The following is a 25,019-nucleotide window of genomic DNA, read 5'->3' as shown; positions in this document are numbered from 1 at the left end:
CAGCCTCAAACTTTTGATTTATCTGCGTTTTGCATTTTTTCAGCAAACCCTAATTAGAAAAGCCTAACAATTAGTTTTTATTTGTAATTAGAGGAGGGTTAAACATCATGGCAGAAATTCCAGTTATTCTCTTTGAAGAACACAACGAAGCATTTTTTGCTGATCTTGTTAGATTACCTGAAATCTATCAACAAGAAAAATTAGCAGCATAACTAACTAGAAAAAAAGGAGACCTATTTATGAAACTTGCGATTATTGGTGGAGGAACTGCGGGCTACATGGCTGCTGCTCATATCACAAAACATTTCCCAAATTTTGAAATATATCACATTTATGATTCAGCCATACCCACAATTGGCGTAGGTGAAGGAACTCAGGCACATTTTCCAGCCTGGATAGAAGATATTACAGGTCTGGGATTTTCAGAATTACAGGAAAAATGCAACGTTACCCGTAAATATGGCATCAAATTTGAAAATTGGGGGACAAAAAATAAGGAGTTCATGCATAACTTTTATCCACCAAAATCGTCCTATGGATATCATATATCCTCTGCTAAGTTAGTCGAACTATTGCAGGAATATATCATTTCAACACGGATAGATCAAAAAGTTATTAATGTAGAAAGTAATGGAGTAAAAGTTAAGATTGAATTTGCTGATCATAGTCACCTAGAGGTTGACTTTGCATTTGATGGTCGTGGCTTTCCTAAAACCTTTGATGAGAAACAAGCTAAATGGTCTTTAATTCCTACAAATGCAGCCTTGATTCGGCGAGGACCAATTGTCGATTATAATCAAGCAACGCGCTCTATCGCCAGACCTCATGGTTGGATTTTTGTGATTCCTCTAACTACCCATACTTCCTACGGCTACATTTACAATAATCAAATTAATTCAGTTAGTGAGATAGAGGCAGATTTCCAAGATTTTCTGCAATCAGAAGATGTAAAAACAATGGGAGAAGACAAACATCTGAATTTTCCCAACTTTGCTTGTAAAGATTTCTTTGATGGCGCATTGTTTAAAATTGGCAATACTGCTTCGTTTATTGAACCATTAGAAGCAACTGCGCTGGGTGTTATCCATGCTCAAATTACTTATGCTTCTCTGTATCCTCTGCAAGAATTAGCAGCACTAAATGGTCAACCCAGAGGCGCATTTGAAATTAATAAAATTCAAGCATTTAATAAATTTTTGTCAAATACAATTTTAAAAATCGTGTTGTTTGTAGGATGGCACTATGTTGGCGGTTCTCCTTTTGACACAGAGTTTTGGCGGTTTGCAAAATCAAATTTTGAGCAAGAGTTGGCGAAAATAGATAATCCTTATGTAATCAGTGAATTTAATAAATTTTTAAAAGCTGGCTCTAATTTTAACTATTGGATGTATTTTGATAACCCCCGCAGCAGTTTTTCAGGAATTACACCCGCGAGTTTCTATGAAATTGGCAATGGTATTGGTTATTTTGCTGCTTAATTTGTCAAGAGTCTCCATTCCCTATCCCCCATTCCTAATATGATTATTGATCGGGTGGCGAGAGCAGTTTTAGAATTAAATCCTCGCATTGTTAGTTGCAGTTCGACATTTCAACAAAACTGTGCATCTTTAGCTTTACTGCGGCGCATCCGGGAATTAAACCCGGCGATCGCTACCATTATGGGCGGTGCTAACTGTGAGGGTGAAATGGGGCTGACACTTCACCAAGCCTTTGACTGGGTAGATTTTATCTGCTCTGGGGAAGGGGACGAATTGTTTTCGGCATTATGTCAGCAAATTTTGACCCACGGGCGAGAGCTACCAATACCAGACTCCAAAGACTACCCAGGTGGAAGCGTTAATGTTCGCAGTTATCTCCAAGATCACCGCAAACAATCACAGCCTCAACAAAAAGTGCAGAGTAGTTTACAGATTTTTCAAGTTAAAGTTTAGCAATAAATGAATGCAATGCCTTTGAGTAGTGTTGCGATCGCGCGAATTCACAAACCCACAAGAGAAGAGTTTGAACAACATTTTTTATCCCCCCAAAAACCTTGCGTGATTACCGGCGCAATAGAAGACTGGCGGGCATTATCTGCTTGGACAATTAATTACTTAAAAACCAATATTGGTGATAAAGCTGTCCCTTGTCGTGTATCCCGCAACGATTACTTTGATAATTATCAAGCACATAAACAAATTAAACTAGCTATTTTCTTAGATTGGATTTTAGCCAACGAACAGCAGAATGCTTGGGATATTATTTTTCAGAAAAAAAACAAGACTAAATATTTTGTGGGTTCTTTAGACATTCCCACCTATTTCTCCGAAATCTTAGCCGACATCACAATTCCCAATTATTTCGACTCCCATTTACTCACATCTCAGAATCTTTGGATCGGACAGGGAAATAATCGGGTAAATTTACACTACGATTTCTTTCACAATTTGAATGCCCAAATTCTTGGAAAAAAACACTGGTTCATATTTCCTCCTGAACAATCTTCTTGCTTATACCCTCATCCTTGGTATACCAAATTTTTTTGGTGTAGTCAGGTAAATATCAATCAACCAGATTTGCAAAAATTTCCTAAATTTAGCGAAATTACCCCCTTAGAAGTTATTACTAACCCAGGAGAGATACTTTTTCTTCCTAGTGGTTGGTGGCATTCTCCTGTGGGAATTGGTACTAATATTGCTGTAAATTTCTGGTGGCGAATGACTTTAAAAGAAATAGTCAATTTCCTATCTCTAAAATTTTTAAACATCCACCCACACATAATTTGATATAGTGATCCAATTTGATTCATGTTCGCGTAGCGTGGCGTAAGCCATATTTTTCGTGGAGGCAGGGAACAGGGAACAGGGAACAGGGAACAGGGAACAGGAAAGAAGGCTTTTAGTATGTACAGAGTTCCGTTCAAAAATCAAATAGGATTCCTATAGTATATGAATGTATAAAAATAAAACATCACAAAATTATCCATTCGGAATATTGGTATGTCTGAAAAAAATAAAATCCTCTTATATTTAGTTATTACTCTGAGTCTTTCTTATTTATACCAAGTATTCATCGCCGTTGTCGCTCCAGATGTTACTTCAGAGAAATTTACCAACCTAGCTTTAATCTTAATGTATTTTCCTGGAGTAATTGCTATAATTTTTACTAGTTTTTTTCAAGAAAGATGGTCTAATTTAGGATTAAAAATTAGACGACCCTTATTGTGGCTGTATAGTTTAGTAATTCCTCTGATTATTACAATTTTATTATTAGTTTTTATCCAACTGCTAGGAGGAGAACAAAAGGTTTTCTCCATGCAAGACTATAATGTGAGTTTTTTAGATAAAAACCCAGTTTCCCTTGGTGTTTTTATTCCTTTATTTTCATTAAACTTTACTGTTACTGCTTGTTTAACTGGTATATTTACTATCGGTGAAGAGCTAGGTTGGAGAGGCTATTTACAAAATAAAATGATTCAAGTTTTTGGCTTGATTCCTGGGATTGTGATTTTAGGATTAGTTTGGGGATACTGGCATTTACCGATAATTTTAATGGGTTATAACTTTCCTGAATATCCTATTTTGGGGGCATTGATATTTATGCCATTAACAACAATTGGATTTTCTTTAATTTTCGCCTGGTTGACATTAAGAAGTAAAAGTATTTGGCCTGCTGTCTTAGCACATGGTGCAATTAATACATTACTATCAAATAGTGTAATTGATAGGATAGAAGTACCAGAGAAAATATTGCTTTATTTATTAATAGTTAGTCTCTGGTCGATTGCGGGTATTATCGCCGGTATAAAACTCAATTCAGACTTTAAAAACGGCAAAATTCAAAACTTAACTTTTCATTGATAGGACTTACGCAAAAGAATGAAAAAACAGGGTTTTCGTAAGATAGGTTAATGAGATGAAAAAACCCCTACACCCAGCCCTAATGATAGATTTTGTGCGTAAGTCCTGTTAAATAGGGCTTGCTGAAAAAATGCAAAACGCAGATAAATCAAAAGTTTGAGGCTGATAAATAGGAAAAAAGTGCAAGGGTTTTGAAGGGTATACGTGAAAAAGTGTGCATTTTTTGGTATTTCGAGAGATGGAAAAGGAATTTTCAAACTTCCTCCTGACTCCTGACTCCTATCCCCTCATGGAAAGACTTTCTCAGCAAGTCCTAAATAGGGCTTGCTGAATAAATGTGAAAATATTACAAGTAAAGGGTCTTAGCCTGCTGGAAGTTAAAAAAGTGCAAGACTTTACGAGTTGGGAACTCAAAAACCTTGCATTTAATTTGTACACAAAGGAAAAATCGCTCCCATCAAACTCTTGAAACTGTTAAGAGTTCCCTGTCTCCACGACAAGACTTTTTCAGCAAACCCTCAATAACAACTCCATCAAAATTTAAATCCCAATAAATTCCAGTAACGCAACCAAAAAGTAAAGGTAATACTTGCTATACTCATTAAAGAATAATCAAGTCGCTGCCATAATGTCCAATTTTGACTGTTCCAACCTAGTAGCGTAAACATGATTAAGCCTAAAGTTAAAGCTGCTGTTATAATGGGAATAGTCAGCAAAATAATTATTATAGTGGGGACACCGTAAGTCAATCCATTAGGATGAGAAGAAGCTAAAACAAAACTAATAATAAAAATTAAATTTAAAGATGCGATCGCTAAAGATAACAGGTCTGGAGATTGTGAAATATTGACCATTCCTAAACCTAGAAAAATTATACAACTTCCTAGAAAAATTAACACACAAAAAGCTAAAATAACAAAATGAAACGGACTAGATTCATACCAATGCAGCTTCTCAAAAGTGCTAATTCCCATAAATAAATAAGTGATGCTTCCTTGATCATCCTTTCTACAGGCTAACAACCTATCATCATCAATACGTTGAAATAATAGGGGTTCAACTTCCACCCATTGATGAGATTCTTCATCTTGTGAAAAACCTGGAATAAGTAAACTATCTTCATTTGCTGCAACTCGAATTTGGGAGAATAATGTAGATATTTTCTGGATAGTAAATTGGGAATTGCCCTGATTGCGATAATAACCTATAAAATCTTGTAACCGCTGTTCACAATTCGGCAAACGTTGAGGGACAAAACAGGATTTTGGTACAGGATAATACTTGTCTAGAAATTGGTTAGCAAAATCCGCAACAAACTTGAATTCTAAACTGTTAACAGCAATAAAAAACCCTAAATCCTGTTCTGGCAATAAGAATAATAGACTGGCAAAACCTCTAACAGTTCCTCCATGTTGAATAACTCGTTGGTTATTTTTATAATCTTCGTAAAATCCATAGGTAAAACCAGGTAAACGAGGATCATTAGTGAATTGCTGTTGATGCATCTCTAAGGCAGTTGTTTGATACAGAATCTGTCGGTTTTTATAGCAACCATTCTGCAAGTGAGCCATGATAAAATGAGATATATCAGTTACTGTTGCATTGAGAGAACCGCCTGGTGGAATTTTGATATAACTAAAAGGTACGGCCTGGTAATTATCGGACTCATATTCGTAGCCCACAGCTAAATCATCAGCTAGATGAGCAGGAATTTCAAAACTACTATGGTACATTTCCAGTGGTTGGAAAATATTTTCCTGAACATATTGCTCAAAAGGCATACCAGCAACTACTTCTACCAAATATCCTGCTAGTCCCATACCATGATTAGAATAGCTAATAGTTTTTCCTGGAGGCATAACGCGAGGAGGTATCCGATTGGCAAAGTATTTACCAAGTGGAATTAACTCAGATGGATTTAAAGTTTCCAGACCAATGCTATGTTCTTCAAAGCCAGCTGTATGTGTGAGGAGATTAGCTACAGTAATTGGTTGTGAATATTTAGCGGGGATTTGAAATTCTTTTAAATAGGTATTGATGTCCTCGAATAAATTCAGTTTTCCAACTTCAGCAAGTTGCATAATTGCTGTAGCTGTCAACAGCTTTGAAATCGAACCAAGTCTAAAAAGTGTACGCTCTGGAGTAACTACAATTTTTTTATCTAAATTAGCAAATCCATAACCTTTGCTCAATAGTAATTTACCATCTTTTACCAAAACAAAAACAGCACCAGGAATATTTAGCTGAAGCATTTGCTCACTAAAATATTTGTTAACGAAAGATTCTAAATCTTGATAAAAAAACATAATTTTTTTGTGAGTGGAAACTGATAAGGGACTTCCCAAAAAAACACTCAATCACCTAATGTAAAAAATATCTCAAAGTATCAGAACTCTGTGTCTCCTGCGTCTCTGTGGTTCGTTTATTTGGATAATTTATTTTTTGGAAGTCCCTAAAAATGTTTTAATCTAATCGACAGCCCCTAAATATTTTAACGTCTCTCTTTGCACATCCGTTAAACCAGTTGCGCCTTGGATACACATCCCTTCATAGGGTCGTTTTGTTCTCAATATCTGTAAACATTGTCCCGTGTGAATGTCCCACAGTCGCATAGTTTCATCTTGTCCCCCACTGGCTAAAATCTTACCATCGGGACTAAAAGCCACTGACCACACCCAACTTTGATGGGCTAATATTGTTTGCTCACATTTACCAGTATTCAGATTCCACAGCTTTACGGTTTGGTCGCAACTACCACTCGCTAAAATCTTGCCATCATGACTAAATGCTACTGACTGCACCCAACTGGTATGTCCTAGTAATATTTTGAGACATTCTCCTGTAGCCACATCCCACAAACGGATCGTACAATCGCAACTTGCACTTGCTAAAAACTTACCATCGGGGCTAAAAGAAATTCCTTGTACCCAGCTAGTATGTCCTACTAGGGTATTTATACAGTTACCCGTGGTAATATCCCATAGTTTAATAGTTTTATCTTCAGAACCACTGGCTAGGATTACTCCATCAGGACTAAATTCAACAGACCACAACCAACCTTGATGTCCCTGGAAAGTTGTTAGGCAGTTTCCGGTAATCATATCCCATAATTTAATGGTGTAGTCGCCACTACAACTGGCTAGGGTTAGTCCATTGGGACTAAAGGCTACTGAACGAATCCAGCGGCTATGTCCTTGCAAGGTGTTGAGACATTGACCGGTATGGATATCCCACAGCTTTATAGTATAGTCGCTGCTACCACTAGCTAGATATTTGCCATCAGGACTAAAAGCTACAGAACACACCCACCCTTGATGTCCTTGTAAAACCATTGTATCAGGTGGAGTTTTTAAAGATTCATTTGTTTGCAGGTTCCACAATCGGACGGTTTTATCTTCACTACCACAGGCGAGGATTTTACCATCAGGACTAAAGGCCACCGATTGAATCCAACTACCATAACCTTGCCAAATATCAATGCAGCTACCTGTACTAACTTCCCATAGTCTTACAGAACGATCTTCCCCAGCAGTGGCTAGGATTTCACCATCAGGACTAAAAACTACGGAGGTCAGAAGACTATTATGACCGTGGAGATTTTTCAAGCATTTTCCATCAGCAAGACTCCACAATCTGACTGTGTGGTCACCACTAGCACTGGCTACTAGCTGACCATCAGGACTAAAGGCTACCGATCGCACTCTTTGAGTATGTCCTGTCAATGTTCTTACACATTTACCAGTGGTAGTTTCCCAAATTTTTAGGCTGCGATCGCCACTACCAGTTACTAACCGCTTACCATCGGGACTAAAAGCCAGCGATCGCACCCACCGATTATGTCCTAGTAGTGTTTGCCGACATTCCCCTGTGTCCACATCCCAGAGTTTAACACTCTTATCTTCACTACCACTGGCGATCATCCTACCATCGGGGGAGAAAGCAACAGACCAAATAAAACTTTCATGGCCTACAATTACCTGAAAACATTGACGAGTGTTCGTATCCCACAGCCTGATTGTGCCATCACTGCTACCACTGGCAATCATCCTACCATCAGGACTAAAGACAACTGCACGCACTCGCTGATGATGACCTGTTAAGGTTGACAGACAACTACCATCAAACACGTCCCACAATTTCACAGTGTGATCGCTACTGGCGCTACAGAGTGTTGTTCCATCGGGACTAAAACTAATAGAATGTACCCAACCGGCGTGTCCTTTGCAGCTAAAAACTACCTGACCATTATCAATTTGCCATAAGTGAATTTCCCCATTTACATCTCCTGTAGCCAGTAATTTACCATTGGGACTGAAAGCCAAAGATAAAACGCTGGTTAACTGTTTGGCGAATACCGATTGACTCAGATCAGTATGACTAAAGTTAACATTTTGTAAATTAGTTGTTTGTAAACAACTAGACCAAACAGTTAGCTCAGACAAGTCATAGCCAGTGAGTTCAATTTGCAAGTGACATAAAATATTAATTATATTTCCAGCCGCATATCCAGGTTCTAAAGTAGCGTTATCACGCAGATTGACCAGAATTTTTTGCAATTTCACTTCCAGGTTCTTGAGATTTTTATATAAGCTTAACAACCTCTCTGACAAAGGTTGAATAAATACCTGTATGTGACGTTGCTTAATATACTCTTTGGCTGAGGATTTAAGTAAAGGATATTGATTTAATAATTCTATTTTTTCGCTCTGTATTTCTTCTATAATTATCTCAATTATTTGGTTTTGTATATATTCCCTCACAACTGGTTGTAAAAATAATTTTCTGTTTTTCTTCTCCAAGAGAGAACGATGCAACAGCGAGCGAATACTTGCAATGATATTTTGCGGTGAAATTCCTGGAATGTCAAGTTTCAAATTGACTTGATCTTGGTCTTCTTGTATAGTTAACCAGTATAGAAAGTTTTTTTCACCAAGAGGTAATCGATTAAATTGTTCCTCTATAACCTCATTAATCTCCCCTATTACTAAAGATTTACTTCTGAGCAACTCCGAAATATTCCCATCATATAAATCCTTGGCAATTACCGAAATTATTTTCAAGGCTAAAGGATTAGCACTATATTGTTTAATAACCTTCTGCCAGGATACATCCGATTCTAAAAAACATCCTTTTAATTGTAAGAGTTGCTGTCCTGCTGCCAAACTTAATCCTGCTAATTTTAGACAGCGTACAGGTAGGGTGTCTCCTTGCATTAAGCTAATTTCTTGGGGTTTTTCTCGCGTAGTTAAGATTACACAACTGTTATGCTGACGTTGTCCTAAAGCTTGAAAAAAGCTTCTATAATATTCGTAACCTGTTTGATATTGACCGCTTAAAACACCACTTTGCAAAATTGTCTCAGCATTATCCAAGATTAATAAACAGCGTTTGGTTTTCAGAACTTGCATGAGGGTGGAAATTTGCTCCTCAAGTCTGATGGGTAAATTGTTGTCTTTTCCTTGAGTTAAAGATTTTAGTATATTTAGTATTAATTGTTGTAAAGAAGGTGCCGAAACTAGCGATCGCCAAATCAAATATTCAAAATGACTATGAATTTCTTGTCCTAACTTGACGCTGAGATGGGTTTTACCTATTCCTCCCATTCCCAGCAAGACTACTAAACGACAACCATCATTAACTATCCATTTTTTTAGTGCATCCAATTCCTGAGTGCGATCGTAGAAAACCGTGACATCAGGTGCGTCTCCCCAGTCTTGGTATGTTTTCGTTTCACTGATACGGGTGTGAATCCCATTTGTCAATAATAAATCTTCCGTTGGTTTCACCTTATATGTAAAGGTTTGGAGAGGTAAATTACGTTCAATTACAGTGTTATCTGATTGATACCATTTTCTTTCTAAGGCGGAGCGAAAATTGGTTTTACTCACCTTTTCACCAAACACTTCCGAAAGCAACCGCCATAACTTAGGTCCAATATCTTGCTTGAGATAATTTACCGAATAACCGTAGCTTTTGGCGATATCATGGTAACGTAGCTGCCGATCTGATAAAGATGAAGACAGAAGTAGTCGTTGCACATCGGTGAGATGCTTACCTGTTTTCTTAAAAATCAAAGTATCAACAAAGACCAAGGCTTGTTGAATATCCATAATTTATAAATTTACGTTACAATTTAATTAAACTAATTAGGAGTATTTTTGATCCCAAGGCATTTAAGCTTACGGTAGTTCAATCTCATTGAATAATGATAAATAAACATTTATACTATTTTACCATAAATAAAAACACAAACTAAGTGATGTTTTTTATCTTTAGAAAGAAAAACTCCAAGGGTTTTTTCTCTATATAAGCAAAATTGGGAACATTAAGAGCGAAAATTAAGTATTATACTTAGTAACCCTCATGCTTGTATTGTGGCTCACCCTTAGTTAACTTACAGTATATGTATTATATGAAACTAAAACTCTGGACAGTGGTGTTTTTAGCCGGTTTGGTGTCCCTACCCTTAGATATTGTTCATCAGACTCAGGTGTTAGCCACAGACGAACCAATTCACATAGCACAAACCCCTTCAAATTATGACCAGTATATGCAACTTGGTTATAGAGAAACTGCAAAGAGAAACTACCGCAGAGCCTTACAATATTTCCAGCAAGCACTGCAACTACGTCCTGATGATAGCCATGCAAAAGCTGCAATCAGGAATGTCAGTAGTTACATTGAAACAGACAGCAGTTTAATTGCCTTTGTACCAGGGAGACCTAATAGACTAAGAGCAGCTGCAACCAGAGGAAATTGCTTCTTAAACAGCAAGAATGCTGTAGCCCTAATACCTACAGACAACGAAGCACAGACTGTATCGCCACATCCCACGTTCTTCTTTTACATTCCTGAAACTGCTCAACCACTACAAGGACTGGAATTTGTCTTGTGGGATAATGAAAACGATAAAACCTTGTATAAAAAGACTATTAAATCTGTGACACAGGGAGGTATTGTCAGTATCACTATACCTACTGATCAACCATCATTAGAACCAGAGAAACAATATACCTGGGGGTTTTCCATGGTTTGTGATTTTGCTAATCGTGATCAAGATTTGTACTTAGACGGTAAAATTAACTTAGTAACAAATGACAACCTCTCCTACCAGATAAAACAGAGTACCCAACCTTTAGAACAAGTAGTGCTTTATGCAACTGCTGGATTGTGGGAAAATGCGGTCAGTATTTTAGCTAATTTACGTCGCCAAAATCCTGATGATTCCCAAGTTAAAAAGTATTGGATAGATTTACTGACATCAGTAGACCTGCAAGCAGTAGCTCAGGAGCCGCTTTTATCTTGTTGTACCCCCGAAAATTAATTAATAGTCAGTTGGAACTCAATTGTGCTGCTTCCATCAAGCAGCACAGCAATTAAAACTACCAAGGACTACCTACCATGGTAAATGCAGCCCAATAATAAGGATGGGTCAGTTGTTCATCAGTTCCCACCGTAATTTCAGCAGGTAAGACTATACTGGGGACTTCTTCTAAACCCCGCAACTGACCATCCTGAATATAAATCTTTCCTTGAGCCATAGACACTTGGGCATCTCTTAGCGCTTCTGCACGTATAGGAGCAGTCTTGAGAGATTCATAAAATTTTGTCATTAACGCTGCCGTACTGGTATCGTTAACTGCCCATAAACTGGCGATAGAGGTTTTCACCCCTGCGAGTACAGCTAAACCCGCAAAGCCAATTTCTACTTCTTCATCACCCAGAGCAGTTCTACAAGCACTTAGCACCAACATCTCCACCGGGGGGTCATTCAACTGTAATTGCCGGAGTTGATCTAGGCGTAACCTGTCATCCCATAATTGAATATAGGAATTGCTCAACGGTCCGGGAATAAAATCAGCATGGGTTGCTAGATGAAGAATACCAAAGGGTTGTTGACGACGGCTGGTTTTCAGATTGTCTAAAGTTGCTTGTTTGTCTAATAATGATCTACCTGACCAGAGTTGAGATACTTTTGATAGCTCAAAAGGAACAGATGGTAATGGGGTTTGTCCCTGAGTGCTTTGGGACACTCCAAAAGCCAACACTTGCGAGTTTTTAATGTCAGTATAAACGGTATTGGTTAAACTCAGACTAGGCATTAAGCCAACACTGTATTTTTCTATGAGAAACTGTTTACCATCATGAAAGGCTGCTATAGGTGTTGTACGCAAGCCCACATCTGGGATGAAAACTAAGTTATTAATACCTTCTGCTTCTAAGTCTGCCTCTAGAGGAGCAATGATCCAATCATAAAGTTGCTGAGATGGCTTTAAATAACCATTGCGGCGGCGATTTTGGGGATTGACTATTTGATTGCGAAATTCTTGAGCCACTTGTAAAACCTTACCTTGAGTTGCTCCAGATATACGTTTACGGATGGGATCTCCCTTACCAGTCACTACTAATATTTCTAACTCATAATTGTTCCTCTCGGCTTTGGTGTCTAACACTTTAGTCGGAGTGTTTTTGTTAAGGGAGGTTTCCACAGGTACGAAACTCAGGTAGATTAACGCAGGTTTTATACCAGTAGTTTCTTCTATCTGGCGAACCGTCTTAATAGCATCTTCTCTTGTTGTGATTTCAGGTGCTGATACACCTAAGCGATTGGCAAAAGTATTGCTGAAATCATTTTCTAAATCAACAATCTGTTCAGAAATAGTATTACTATCTAATTGCGTACCAGTTGCTTGTTGTATCTGAATCTGATCAGTATCTTTTGTAGTTTCATTAGTTTCAGTTGTTTCAGTTGTTTGAACAGACGAAGATGTATTTGATACCGTACTAGTCCCTTGTTCTGTCTGGCGGACAATTTCTTTAATATTTTCTTCTTGTGGTTGTGGTTGTGGTTGTGGTTGTGTGACCACTACTTGAGTGATAGGGGTTGCTATTGGTGAAAAAGAAACTCCATCACTAACCTTGATCCTAAAAGCCTCAATGTCACCGCTGGTAGTAATATTCTCTGGTGGCGTATAATTTAGTGTTTCGCCTATAGTCAGAGTATCTCCAGGCTCTAACACAGTATTACCACGCCTGAGTGTACCCGCTATGGAATCAATCACGATGGTGAGATTATCTTGATTGACATTTTCAACTTCTGCTGTAAAGGTGAAATCAACAGGTACACCTGGTTGAGCATCTAAGGCGATGGGAGAGGTAACAGTTAGTGTTGGTGGCGTGTTGACAGAATTAATAGTGATTCTACTAGGTGTACCACTGGCTGCTCCGCCATTAGGCAAGACTGAAAAACTACCAGAAGAGATAATCGCATCAGCACCTGCATTAATAGCCCCTATCATGCCGTTTGCTGTAATAGCACCTATAGTAAATGGTAGATTATCGGGTCCACCATCATGTTGAATTGTTACTGTACCGCCGCTAGAAAGTGCAGTCTCACCGCCATTAGATATCAAGAATTCACCAGTATTAATGGTATTACCTGTTCCTTGTATTAATCCATTAGTGAGTATTTCTACATTTCCAGCTTTAACGCTACCTTCAATGTCACTTGTTGCAGTGGTATTAATACTATTAAAACGAATGATGCTACCTGCTGGACTGGTGGTTCCTAGTCTCACATTACCGCTGGTAAATTGATAATCTCCAGTGAGACCAACAACCCTTCCTGAAGTATTGATATCGCCAACTGTAATATTATTTCTTGCATTCAGGGCTACTCCACCGTTAGTTACTGTGATTCTTTCACCTTCAACAACAAGACTATTAATTGAGAAAAAGGTAGAGTGGTTAATATTACCAGTGATAATATTACCATTATTAGTAGTTATTTTAACTCCATGACTAAGATAATTACCACCAGTAAAATTGAGTCCCTCCCGTATATCAAATAGTGAAGCATCAATATTACCGACAGTAATATCATTACTAGCATTCAGGGTGACTCCACCCAGCCAATCAGAATTTATATCCCTAGTGTTAATACTACCATTGTTAGCAGTTATTGTGACGCTACCTAGTCCAAAACCCTTTGTTGTTTGTATTCCACTGATAACGTCCTCACTTCTGGCGTTAATATTGCCTAAATTGATTTCACCAGTGGTACTTTCTACGGAAATATTACCAGAACGAGAACCACTACCACCGTTAACAATATCACCCGCAGTAATGTTACCACTTGCAAATAATTTTACGTTGGCAGTAGAACTAAAACCACCAATATCATAAAATCCCGTTTGCAAATTTCCTAAGTTAATTTCACCAGTGGTACTTTCTACAGAAATATTACCAGAATCATAACCATTACCAGAGCTAAAAATATTACCCGCAGTAATGTTACCACTTGCAAATAATTTTACGTTGGCAGTAGAACTAAAACCACCAATATCATAAAATCCCGTTTGCAAATTTCCTAAGTTAATTTCACCAGTGGTACTTTCTACGGAAATATTACCAGAATCATAACCATTACCAGAGCTAACAATATCACCCGCAGTAATGTTACCACTTGCAAACCATTTTACGTTGGCAGTAGAACTAAAACCATAATTATTATAATTTTGCAAATTTCCTAAGTTAATTTCACCAGTGGTACTTTCTACGGAAATATTACCAGAATCATAACCATTACCAGAGCTAAAAATATTACCCGCATTAATGTTACCACTTGCAAATAATTTTACATCGCCACTAGTCTGGAGATTTCCCAAGGCTAGACTAGCACCAGAAATGTTAAGATTTGCCCCACCGGTATTCAGAGTGCTATTGGGGTCAGCTTTAACAGCGCCACTCGTGGAAGTGATGGTTAAACTATTGCTGTTATAAGCAACACCTAACTGTAAATTAGTGTTACCAAGAGTAATATCATTGGTAGCTGTGAGATTAATGTTGCTGCCTATTCCATTAATATTGGCATCAATTAAATCTACCTTTGCACCTAAAATATTAACTCTCCCCCCTATTGACCCAGTATTGAGATTACCACTGACAATGGTTGTACCCGGAGTAGATGGGATGGTAGTATTATTCAGGGTGACAATATTATCTGAGACGGTTAACCCGGTGTCAGTATTACCCACTGTGAGCAGTTGTGGTAAAGATGGGATGGGTAATGTCCAATTATTAAGTTCATTCCTATTGGGAATGTCTAAACTCAAAATATTTCCCGGTATACTCAGGTTTATGAAACCCTCACCAGGTACGGATGTAACTAGAATTTGTCCACCGGATGTTGTGAGTGTTCCTGTATTTACCACAGTACCAGCTGATAAACTCAGAGTTTGCCCTGTACCTACTTCTAATTTACCAGCATTGATGATTGCTCCTGGTTGACTGGTGGTAAAGGCAAATCCGTTAGGGTTACCGAATAAATTACTATAGTCATTGTTACCCTCAGCATTAAACCACCCGTTATCAAATCTGATTCCGTTGGCGCTAGTAACAGTAAAGGAACCAGGAATATTTAAACTGGCTTCCCTACCAAAAATAAATCCCGCAGGATTCATCAAAAATAAGTTCGGGTTATTACCCCCTGTCACCTGAATTAATCCATTGATCACGGAAGCATCACCACCCACAATGCGACCGAGAATATTTTGTATGGTGGGATCAGCTTGGAAGTTAGCAATTTGTCCTGAACTAAGTCCAAACCGTTGGAAACTGTGAAAAAGGTTAGCACCAGCAGAAGTACCACCTGTAATATCTGTTGTGTTACCGTTGGGTGTCACAATGGTATTTGTGCCATCTGGGGCGGAAATGATCTGTTGAGCTTGGGCGATCGCTGTGTTAATTCCCCCCAAGGAAAAGATTCCCCAACAAGCAGCACCTAGTGAGAGTTTCTTGGTTTGAGTAAATAGACTTTTAAAGGTTGTTGCTATAGTTGTTGTTAAAGGTTGCTGGTGTCGCAATATAAAGCGACCTGTTGATAATTCTACATCTATGCGATATTTCTCAGCCAGTCCTCGACGTTGCAATGCTCGCGCGATCGCCTGTTGAGAATAAAGGATTTGCTTGGATCTCTGAGTTGCAGAGATACTTTGGTTATGTCTGCGGTAAAGGTAGAGAGGTTTATCGACCCGCCGCACTTGGGTAACTTCCGACAGCCGTAAACATAGGTCATAATCATAGGCGTAGTCTGAGGAAGATATATCTACACCCCCCACTTGTTGGTAAACTGAATACCGCAGTAACCGAAAGTGGAAGGTCATAAAGTTGACTAGTAACTCTTGGGGAGAGTAGGGAATACTACAGCTACGACCATAGCCAAGCAGTTCACCGGCTGCATTAATATCTACATAGTCAGTATAAACTAATCCCACATCTGGCTGATGATTGAGGATAGGTACAGTTTCCGCCAAAGCAGTGGGAGCGAGGATATCATCACTATCTACCCAACCCAGATAAGTACCTCTAGTTTGAGCTATGACTGCTTTGTGAGCTTTCACACTTCCTTGGTGTGCTGCTGCTACTACCCTTACCCGTTGATCTTGGTGAGCATATTTTTGGGCGATGGCTACTGACCCATCTGTAGAGCCATCATCCCAGACAAGTAACTCAAAATCCGTCCATGTCTGCTGTAATACGCTGGCAATAGCAGCACCTAAATAATTTTCCCGATTGTAGTTAACAATAACAATAGATACTAACGGTGACATACAATCAATCCCATTTTTCATATGGCATTAGTATACAATGTCTCATTTTTACTTTAACAGGATAATGTTAATAATTATTAATAATAGCAAGTTTAGCTACAAAGCTTTGGCTACTGACTGTCAAAAGTATGATATCTAAATACTTGTACCCACCCATTTGATACCATCCCAGCGCAGTCACATGAACCCAGGAAACATGACTGGAATCAAGTCTGAATCAGCAACTCAGCAAGAACGACCCAATTTTTTTTCTCATTATCTATTAATTTTGTCCACATCTTTTTTACTTAGTATTAATGGACAGCGTAGCCTAGCTAGTGATATTAATAACCCTATTACTAATTCGGATACCAAGTTAGCAACACCTACACTTGCTCAACAATCACCACAGGAAACCCCCCAACCTGCAGCAAAATTTTATATTCGTCAAATTCGTGTCATAGGCAGTACAGTCTTTAATGAAAAAGATTTTACCCCTTTAGTGAAGGAATTTGAAGAACGGGAATTAACCCTAGAACAGATCAGAGCAGTGAGTGATGCTGTTACCCAACTATATCTAAATCGGAATTATCTCAATTCTAGAGCCGTTAGCGTAACCCCCCAACCTGACAACACAGATGGTATTTTAGTGCTTCGGGTGATTGAAGGACGTTTGGCAAAAATTGATATTAGAGGAACACAACGAGTCAATCCTAGTTATATTCGCAGTCGTATTCAACTAGCTAATACAGTACCTCTCAATACCGTTAAACTGGAAGATCAACTGCGGTTACTACGACTTGACCCCCTATTTAAAAATATAGAAGCCAGTCTACGTCCTACGGGAGAAGAAGGAGAAAGTTTACTAGTAGTCACAGTACAGGAGGCTGAATCTTTTACAAGTAAGTTGTTAATTGATAACTATTCCCCTATTAGCGTTGGTGGTGAGAGATTGGGTTTAGAAGTCGGTTATCGTAACCTGACTGGACTGGGAGACCTGCTAACAGGTTCTTATTACCGCACATTCACAGGAGGTTCTCAGGTATTTAATTTAAGTTATCAGATCCCCGTGAATGGGATGAATGGAACCTTGGGATTGCGGGTTTCACCCAGTAGGACCAAGATCACTGAGTTACCTTTTAGAGACCTAAATATTGAGGGTGAGCAAGAACTGTATGAAATTAACTACCGTCAACCACTATGGCGATCGCCCCGGGAAGAATTTGCTTTATCATTAGGATTTACCCATCAAAGTGGTCAGACTTTTGTTGGTGGTGGGACTTTTCAGTTTGATGGTAGTCGTACCAGTGTAATTAGGTTTGGTCAAGAGTATCTTAACCGAGATCCTCAAGGTGTGTGGTTTGGGCGATCGCAATTTAACCTTGGTGTAGGTTTATTTAATGCTACAATTAGTCAAGACCCTGTACCTGATGGTCGCTTTTTTAGTTGGACAGGTCAATTACAGCGATCGCAACGATTAAATAATAATCATTTATTGCTCATACAAGCGGATTGGCAATTCACACTCAACAGTTTATTAGCTTCCCAACAATTTGTCATTGGGGGTGGACAGTCAGTCCGCGGTTATCGGCAAAATATCCGCTCTGGTGATTATGGTGTGAGATTTGCAGTAGAAGACAGAATTACCATCCAGAGGAATGAATCTGGATTACCAATGATTCAGATCGCACCTTTTCTGGATCTAGGTGTAGTCTGGAACCAATCCGGTAACCCGAATACATCACCCGATCAAAAATTACTACTCAGTACAGGATTAGGGTTTCTGTGGAATCAGGCTTTAGGGATTGATAACCTAAGTATGCGTTTAGATTATGCCATTCCCTTTGTAGATTTAAAGGACAGGGGTAATAACGTCCAAGATCAAGGCTTTCATTTTAGCCTCCGTTATCAACCATAATAGCTCTTCAATGAATGGATGTAAGTGATAGCCTCCACAAAACTACACCTAAAGAGCAAGTCCTAAGTTGACAATTTCATAGACAAAACTATACTTATATTGACAAAAATCAATATATTTTTAGGAAAAAATCAACTACTTGATATATAATACGGTGATATCAAGTATTGAATTGAGACTATTGCCGACGCGAAAACCAAGCAATGATGGTGGTAGTCTTTTTCAGAAACTTAATTGGAACACAATCGCGTCTGGCTAAGGCGTGAAAGTCTACTGAGGGATAACTGCTCCCATGCTCCCGTTGAAGTAGAAAGTAAAGTCTAGTTTTGTCTAGGTTTTATATAGCCCCTTCAAAAATCTTGCACTTTCTTTCCTACTGATCAGCCTCAAACCTTTGATTTACGAGTATTTTGGGTTTATTCAGCAAGCCCTACCTATGATCTGTTGTTAATTGTCGGAAAGACGTGAAAAATGGTATTTTCGGGAGCTAAATTTATTGCTGTGTTGTAATCCTCAATTGCTTCTTGTTGATTACCGAGTTCTAGATAGGTTTGGCTGCGCCAATAATACAATAAAGGATTATCAGGATTAATGTTAATTGCTTGGGTGTAATCTTCTATTGCTCCTTGATAATCTTCTAATTTTTGGTGGCGAAACCTTGCTCTCTCTGTATAAATATCTGTACAGTTGGGATAAAGGATAATTGCTGTATTGAAATTTGCGATCGCCTCCTGTATATTGCCCTGGGCAAAACAGGCATAGGCTTTTTGAATATATAGTTCAATATCCAGTTGCTGTTGATGATTGCTGGTCACTTTTTTTTAGTGTTTCTGATTTGGTAAGCTAATAGCAGATTGCAGATCCGTGAGTTAGATAATTTAAGCTTAAACTCTGTCATCAAGCCAGTTTTACCCCTGTCTCCTGCTGTGTCTTGGATATTTTAACTGGGGCTTGCTAAATCATGCCAAGACGTAGATAAATAAACAGGTCAAGGATTTTTTGAAGTGAAACTAGCAGCAGGTTTTTGAAAGTAGGTGTGGCAAAATAGACTATTTTGAGGATGCAGTATGAAAAAATTATTGCCAACAGATGGGCTAAACCTTTGCAACACAGCCTATTATCTGCCTCTACGACAGGATTTTGTGCCTACGGCAACTACGCTTTAGCGAAGGTCTAGGAAGTGGCACAACGACCGTTAATTGATCCCTAACTAATATTTATTCATACAACAAGTTGTAGATAATAGATTAGGTCAATAAATCTAATCATATCACAAATGACGCTAGTGTAAACCCCTTGACCCTGAAACGAGACGCAAGCCCCAGGCTTTTAGACATGGGGATAAGTCGATAGCGACTTTAGTCGCATTAAAACGATTGATTGGCTTTAGCCACATTCAAAATTGTATAGAATAATTCATCCAATCTTTATTAAAACTTCATGTTATTATACAGGACAATATCGAGAATCAGAAAAATGTCTAATTATGGATGCCAACAACACTTAATCAATATATTGATTTGTGTAGGCAGGAAATAGGGAATGGGGTGTAAGAAGTTTTTATCACTAGTACCGCTTCGCGGAAGTCACGCATTCAAAAGTCAAAAGTCAAAAATAATAGGTCGTAAGCTTTTTAGCGGTTGAGAATGGTTGGTTTATTTACGCTGTGCTGTACTAGTCTGAATTTAAATGTAGTTAAAGTTACCAAAAGTATGAAAACAAATATAGTACCTGAGTCTCAATTCATCCAAAAAGTCACTAAAATTATGGCAAAATCATGGAAACAGCCAGTTATTATTTGCAGTGCGATCGCCACAGTTTTAGTAGTGGGAATGCAGAAACTTGAAGTATTACAGACAATGGAGTTAAAGGTCTATGACCAGATGATGCAAATGCGTAGTGATCCAGGTCCTGATCCCCGGTTATTAATTGTCGCTATTACTGAACAAGATTTGCAAAAATGGAATTGGCCTTTATCTGGTGAAGTTTTAGATAGACTTTTGGGAAAATTGGAAGAATACGAACCTCGTGGTATTGGTTTAGATATTTTCCGTGATTTACCCGTACAACCTGGTCACGAAAAACTACTACAACGCTTACAACTAAGTGATATTATTATTCCCGTCTGTAAACACGCTGATGCTCAAAGTCCTGGTGTTTCACCTCCACAGGGAGTAGAACCCACAAGAGTCGGATTTAGTGATATCATCGAAGATACAGATGGTTTCATTCGGCGTAATCTGATCTCAGTTCAGGTAGACAAGTCTGAGAGTTGCCAAAGTCCCTATTCTTTTAGTTGGCAGTTAGCCCTCAAATACTTAGTAGTTGGAGGTATTCGACCCCAATTAACTGCGAACCAAGAATTGCAATTACGTGATGTTGTATTTAAAACTCTGGAAAGTAATTCTGGGGGTTATCAAAACGCAGATACCCAAGGCTACCAAATTTTACTCAATTACCGTTCCCCTCGTCAGATTGCTCAACAAGTTACTATTACACAGGTGCTTACGGGTAAAATAGAGCCAGATTTAGTTAAAGATCGCATCGTCTTAATTGGTTCTACTGCACCGAGCTTAAAAGATTTTTTTAATACGCCATTTAATAGCGGTACGGCTAATGATGCTGGTAGGATGACAGGAATAGAAATTCATGGGCAAATTATCAGTCAGATTCTCAGTGCAGTTTTAAATAACCAGCGTTTGTTTTGGTTTTTGCCTGCTTGGGGTGAAGTCCTTTGGATAGCTGCATGGTCTGTGATTGGGGGAGTTTTAGCAAGGCGTATTCGATATCCGTTAGTTTTAGGACTAGCAGAAGGAACATCTTTGGCAGTTTTATTTGGTACTAACTTTGTTATTTTTACTCAAGCAGGATGGTTGCCAGTAGTTGCTCCTGCTTTGGGTTTATTAGTTGCTACGGGTAGTGTCCTGGCCTACAGCTTGTATCAAGTCAAACAAGAGCAAGAAATAATCTTGCAGCGTATCCAAGAACAAGCAGATTTAATTGCTCAGTTGCAAGTCTATATGCTAGAAACTTCTAGTATGTCAAAAACCCAATGGATGGACGCAAATAACTCGGAGACTCTGATATCACACCAATCCGAGACTCAAATTATAGCAGAAACCCAATGGATGGACGCAAATAACTCGGAGACTCTGATATCACAGCAATCCGAGACTCAAATTATACCGCCAGATCAGGTGGCGACACCTGAGCATCGTCCTTTGGGACAAAAACTAGCTGTGAATACAACACTTAACCAATGTTATAAAATTACCAAGAGCTTAGGTAGTGGTGGATTTGGGAACACTTACTTGGCTCAAGATATTCAAAGAGTGGAAGATGCTCTATGTGTTGTTAAACAGTTGCGCCCTGCTAGTCAAGATCCACAATACCTTAATATTGTCAAACGGTTATTTAATAATGAGGCGTATATTTTAGAAAAGTTAGGCAAAAACCCCCAATTACCAGAATTTATTGCATCTTTTGAAGAAAATCGGGATTTTTATTTGGTGCAGGAATTTATTGATGGTCATCCCTTGACTCAGGAGTTGACTCCAGGAGTATCTTGTTCACGCGTTCAGGCGATAAATATACTCAAGGAAGTTTTACAAGTACTCATTTTTATCCATAGCTATGGTGTCATTCACCGTGATGTCAAGCCTGATAACTTGATTAGATGCAAAAAAGATGCACACATTGTTTTAATTGATTTTGGTGCTGTCAAACAAATTCAAACCCAAAATCAGCAAATGGAAAGTCATACAGTTGCTATAGGTACTGCTGGTTATGCCCCTGGTGAACAAATTAGTGGTATGCCAAGACTCAACAGTGATATTTATGCTTTGGGGATAATTGCTATACAAGCTTTGACTGGGCTATCTCCAAAAGTTTACCGTAGGGATGTTAAGACGGGTTTGATCACCATTCCTACAGTATCTGGATCAGGTGAACCAGTGTATCAGGATTGGTGGAAGGTGGCAGATACTACCCAAAAGTTGACACAAATACTGAACAAAATGGTACATCTTGACTTCACTCAAAGATATCAGTCAGCAGTTAGTGTGCTTAATGATATCAATAGGAATGTGCGATGAGAGTTTGCTGCTTATCAGTATGAAATTCCAGTTTTGTTTTCATCGAACAACAGAGACACAGAGAACGCAGAGGAGTTACAACCTATACCCCGTCCTTCTCCTCGCGCAAATGTTCGGCAGTTGGAACAATTGCTTTTAAAATATATTCCCAATACAGAAAATAATCATGCAGAATAGGCGCAAGGTTAGCTTGTGGCGAGGTGCGATATATGAATTTACGGGAATTATTGGCGGTTGTTGATGGTTTAGAATGTCCTCAGTCCGCTGATGTGGAAGTTCAGGGGATCAAAACTAACTCCCATGCTTGCGGTGTGGGAGATTTGTTTATCGGAATGCCAGGAACTAGAGTAGATGGGGGTGAGTTTTGGCAAAGTGCTTTAGCTGCTGGTGCTGTTGCTGCTATTATCTCTCCAGATGCGATCGCCAAATATCCACCTAAACAATCGGAAATGGTGATCAGTGCCAGTAACATGAATAAGGTCTGCGCAGAAATTTCCGCAGCTTTTTATGGTTATCCTGGACAAAAGCTCAAAATGGTGGGCGTTACCGGCACGAACGGTAAAACCACAACTACCCACCTGATTGAATATTTTCTCACAAAAGCCAATTTGGCGACGGCTTTGTTAGGAACTCTTTACACTCGTTGGCCTGGTTTTTCCCAAACTGCGGCTTTTACTACTCCTTTTGCGGTAGACTTACAACACAATCTAGCTCAAGCGGTTGATGCTGGGTGTGAGTTCGGGGTAATGGAAGTCAGTTCCCATGCTTTAGCGCAGGATCGGGTTTTTGGATGTGCTTTTGAGGTAGCTGTATTTAGCAATCTCACCCAAGATCATCTTGACTATCACAAGGATATGGAAGATTATTTTGGGGCGAAGGCTTTGTTATTTACTCCTGATTATCTCCAAGGTAGAGCTATTATTAATGCTGATGATGAATATGGTAAACGTTTAATTGTTAGTTTAGGAAAAGAACGAGTTTGGACTTACAGCGTTAATGATCATACTGCTGATTTGTGGATGAGTGGTTTAAATTATCAGCCAACAGGTGTGAGCGGAATTTTACATACTCCTAAAGGTGATGTCGCTTTTAGTTCTCCTTTGGTGGGACAATATAATTTAGAAAATCTTTTGGCGGCTGTGGGTGCGGTTTTACATCTAGGTTTAGATTTACAGGTAGTGGCAAAATCTATACCTGATTTCCCTGGAGTGCCAGGAAGAATGGAACGGGTGCAAATTAGCGATCATCAAGATATTAGCGTAATTGTGGATTATGCCCACACTCCTGATAGTTTAGAGAATTTACTGAAAGCTGCTCGTCCATTTATACCGGGAAGAATGATTTGTGTGTTTGGTTGTGGAGGAGATAGAGACAGGACAAAACGCCCGAAAATGGGGAAAATTGCCGCAGAATTAGCGGATATTGCGGTGGTAACGTCAGATAATCCCCGCACAGAAAACCCTGATAAGATTTTAGAGGATATTTTGGCTGGTATTCCTGATGTTGTGCAAGCGGTGGTAATTGGCGATCGCGCTACTGCCATCCGTACTGCTATTTTGGAAGCTCAACCCGGTGATGGTGTATTATTGGCAGGTAAAGGCCACGAAGATTATCAAATTTTGGGTACGGAAAAAATTCATTTTGATGATCGAGAACAAGCACGGGAAGCTTTACAGGAAAGAGGTGACAGGTGACAGATGACAGGTGACAGGTGACAGCAAAGAGACAGGGAAGCAGGGAGTAGGAAGCAGGGGAGGTATGGGAGGAAAGGGAAGTTCATAACCCAGTCCCCAGTCCCCAGTCCCCAGTCCCCAGTCCCCAGTCCCCAGTCACCAATCACCCAAAATCAGCTAGATTAACTTGTAGGTTAAAATAGGGGCAAATATGCCAAGAACACAGAAAAACGATAACTTTGTTGACAAGTCTTTTACCGTTATGGCAGATATTATTCTCAAAATACTGCCAACTAACAAGAAAGCTAAAGAAGCTTTTGTTTATTACCGTGATGGTATGTCAGCCCAAGCTGAAGGCGAATATGCTGAAGCTTTAGAATATTATGAAGAAGCTTTATCTTTAGAAGAAGATTCTAACGACAAGAGTTTTATCCTTTATAATATGGGTTTAATTTATGCTAGTAATGGCGATCATGAAAAAGCTTTAGAATTTTATCATCAAGCGATTGAATTAAACCCCCGTCTACCCCAAGCTTTAAATAACATCGCTGTAATCTATCACTACAAAGGTGAAAAAGCTAAAGAAGAAGGAGATAATGACGCTGGTGAAGCGTTGTTTGATCAAGCTGCGGATTATTGGATTAGAGCGATTCGTTTAGCTCCCAATAACTATATTGAAGCACAAAACTGGTTAAAAACTACCGGGCGATCGCAAATTGACGTATTCTTTTAATTTGGTGATGGGTGATTGGTGATGGGTGACTGGGGACTGGGGACTGGGTAAAAACTAAATTCTTACTATATATTCCCAATTCCCAATTCCCAATTCCCAATTCCCAATTCCCAATTCCCAATTCCCAATTCCCAATTCCCAATTCCCAATTCCCAATTCCCAATTCCCAATT

Annotated in this window: 14 protein-coding genes and 1 pseudogene; 10 read left to right on the top strand and 5 right to left on the bottom strand. The window is 38.9% G+C overall.

Translation table 11 applies throughout. The features are described from left to right. The first annotated feature begins 239 nt into the window (after positions 1-239). From H6F47_RS05515 to H6F47_RS05500, 4 genes are all read left to right on the top strand, one after another. Positions 240-1,478 (top strand): tryptophan 7-halogenase, encoded by a 1,239-nt coding sequence (locus H6F47_RS05515; RefSeq protein WP_190647982.1) that lies wholly within the window; start codon positions 240-242, stop codon positions 1,476-1,478. Positions 1,479-1,517: 39 nt separating this feature from the next. After that, positions 1,518-1,931, top strand: coding sequence for a cobalamin-dependent protein (locus H6F47_RS05510; RefSeq protein ID WP_190647980.1), 414 nt, complete (start codon positions 1,518-1,520; stop codon positions 1,929-1,931). A gap of 6 nt (positions 1,932-1,937) precedes the next feature. Then, on the top strand, positions 1,938-2,765 hold the full coding sequence (locus H6F47_RS05505; RefSeq protein WP_206755135.1) for a cupin-like domain-containing protein: 828 nt from the start codon (positions 1,938-1,940) through the stop codon (positions 2,763-2,765). Positions 2,766-2,978: 213 nt separating this feature from the next. Beyond that, positions 2,979-3,839, top strand: a complete 861-nt coding sequence (locus tag H6F47_RS05500; RefSeq protein WP_190647976.1) for a type II CAAX endopeptidase family protein — start codon at positions 2,979-2,981, stop codon at positions 3,837-3,839. Between the two features lie 533 nt (positions 3,840-4,372). On the opposite strand, the gene H6F47_RS05495 is transcribed toward H6F47_RS05500, so the two are convergent. Together H6F47_RS05495 and H6F47_RS05490 are read right to left on the bottom strand one after the other, a co-directional pair. Next, positions 4,373-6,145 (bottom strand): serine hydrolase domain-containing protein, encoded by a 1,773-nt coding sequence (locus H6F47_RS05495; protein ID WP_190647975.1) that lies wholly within the window; start codon positions 6,143-6,145, stop codon positions 4,373-4,375. A gap of 162 nt (positions 6,146-6,307) precedes the next feature. Beyond that, a complete protein-coding gene (locus tag H6F47_RS05490) occupies positions 6,308-9,949 on the bottom strand; it encodes an NB-ARC domain-containing protein (RefSeq protein ID WP_190647973.1) in 3,642 nt (1,213 codons plus the stop codon). 302 nt (positions 9,950-10,251) lie between these two features. Here H6F47_RS05490 and H6F47_RS05485 point away from each other — a divergent pair, with 302 nt between their 5' ends. Continuing rightward, positions 10,252-11,163, top strand: coding sequence for a DUF928 domain-containing protein (locus H6F47_RS05485; RefSeq protein ID WP_236104072.1), 912 nt, complete (start codon positions 10,252-10,254; stop codon positions 11,161-11,163). Between the two features lie 58 nt (positions 11,164-11,221). Here H6F47_RS05485 and H6F47_RS05480 read toward each other — a convergent pair whose 3' ends face one another. Then, entirely contained in the window at positions 11,222-16,450 is a 5,229-nt protein-coding gene (locus H6F47_RS05480; RefSeq protein WP_190647970.1) for a CHAT domain-containing protein, read from the bottom strand. 196 nt (positions 16,451-16,646) lie between these two features. Here H6F47_RS05480 and H6F47_RS05475 point away from each other — a divergent pair, with 196 nt between their 5' ends. After that, positions 16,647-18,347 (top strand): ShlB/FhaC/HecB family hemolysin secretion/activation protein, encoded by a 1,701-nt coding sequence (locus tag H6F47_RS05475; protein WP_242027339.1) that lies wholly within the window; start codon positions 16,647-16,649, stop codon positions 18,345-18,347. Positions 18,348-18,781: 434 nt separating this feature from the next. On the opposite strand, the gene H6F47_RS05470 is transcribed toward H6F47_RS05475, so the two are convergent. Beyond that, positions 18,782-19,162 carry a tetratricopeptide repeat protein gene (locus H6F47_RS05470; protein ID WP_190647967.1) on the bottom strand — a complete coding sequence of 127 codons (381 nt, stop codon included), beginning with the start codon at positions 19,160-19,162 and terminating at the stop codon, positions 18,782-18,784. A gap of 897 nt (positions 19,163-20,059) precedes the next feature. Between H6F47_RS05470 and H6F47_RS27780 the strand changes: the two genes are divergently transcribed. The 4 genes from H6F47_RS27780 (at position 20,060) to H6F47_RS05445 (ending at position 24,847) form a co-directional block, all read left to right on the top strand. Then, positions 20,060-22,441, top strand: a complete 2,382-nt coding sequence (locus tag H6F47_RS27780) for a CHASE2 domain-containing serine/threonine-protein kinase (RefSeq protein WP_242027338.1) — start codon at positions 20,060-20,062, stop codon at positions 22,439-22,441. Positions 22,442-22,474: 33 nt separating this feature from the next. Further along, positions 22,475-22,618 carry a hypothetical protein gene (locus H6F47_RS05455; protein WP_190647964.1) on the top strand — a complete coding sequence of 48 codons (144 nt, stop codon included), beginning with the start codon at positions 22,475-22,477 and terminating at the stop codon, positions 22,616-22,618. Positions 22,619-22,650: 32 nt separating this feature from the next. Continuing rightward, on the top strand, positions 22,651-24,135 hold the full coding sequence (locus H6F47_RS05450) for a UDP-N-acetylmuramoyl-L-alanyl-D-glutamate--2,6-diaminopimelate ligase (protein ID WP_190347859.1): 1,485 nt from the start codon (positions 22,651-22,653) through the stop codon (positions 24,133-24,135). A gap of 190 nt (positions 24,136-24,325) precedes the next feature. Then, entirely contained in the window at positions 24,326-24,847 is a 522-nt protein-coding gene (locus H6F47_RS05445; protein ID WP_137669138.1) for a photosystem I assembly protein Ycf3, read from the top strand. Here H6F47_RS05445 and H6F47_RS05440 read toward each other — a convergent pair. Continuing rightward, positions 24,813-25,019: pseudogene (locus H6F47_RS05440) on the bottom strand (hypothetical protein); the annotation flags it as partial. The gene H6F47_RS05445 and the pseudogene H6F47_RS05440 sit on opposite strands and share 35 nt — an antisense overlap.

Source organism: Sphaerospermopsis sp. FACHB-1094, assembly GCF_014696195.1.
Classification (GTDB): Bacteria; Cyanobacteriota; Cyanobacteriia; order Cyanobacteriales; family Nostocaceae; genus Sphaerospermopsis; species Sphaerospermopsis kisseleviana.
This window is presented reverse-complemented; position numbering and strand designations above follow the sequence as displayed.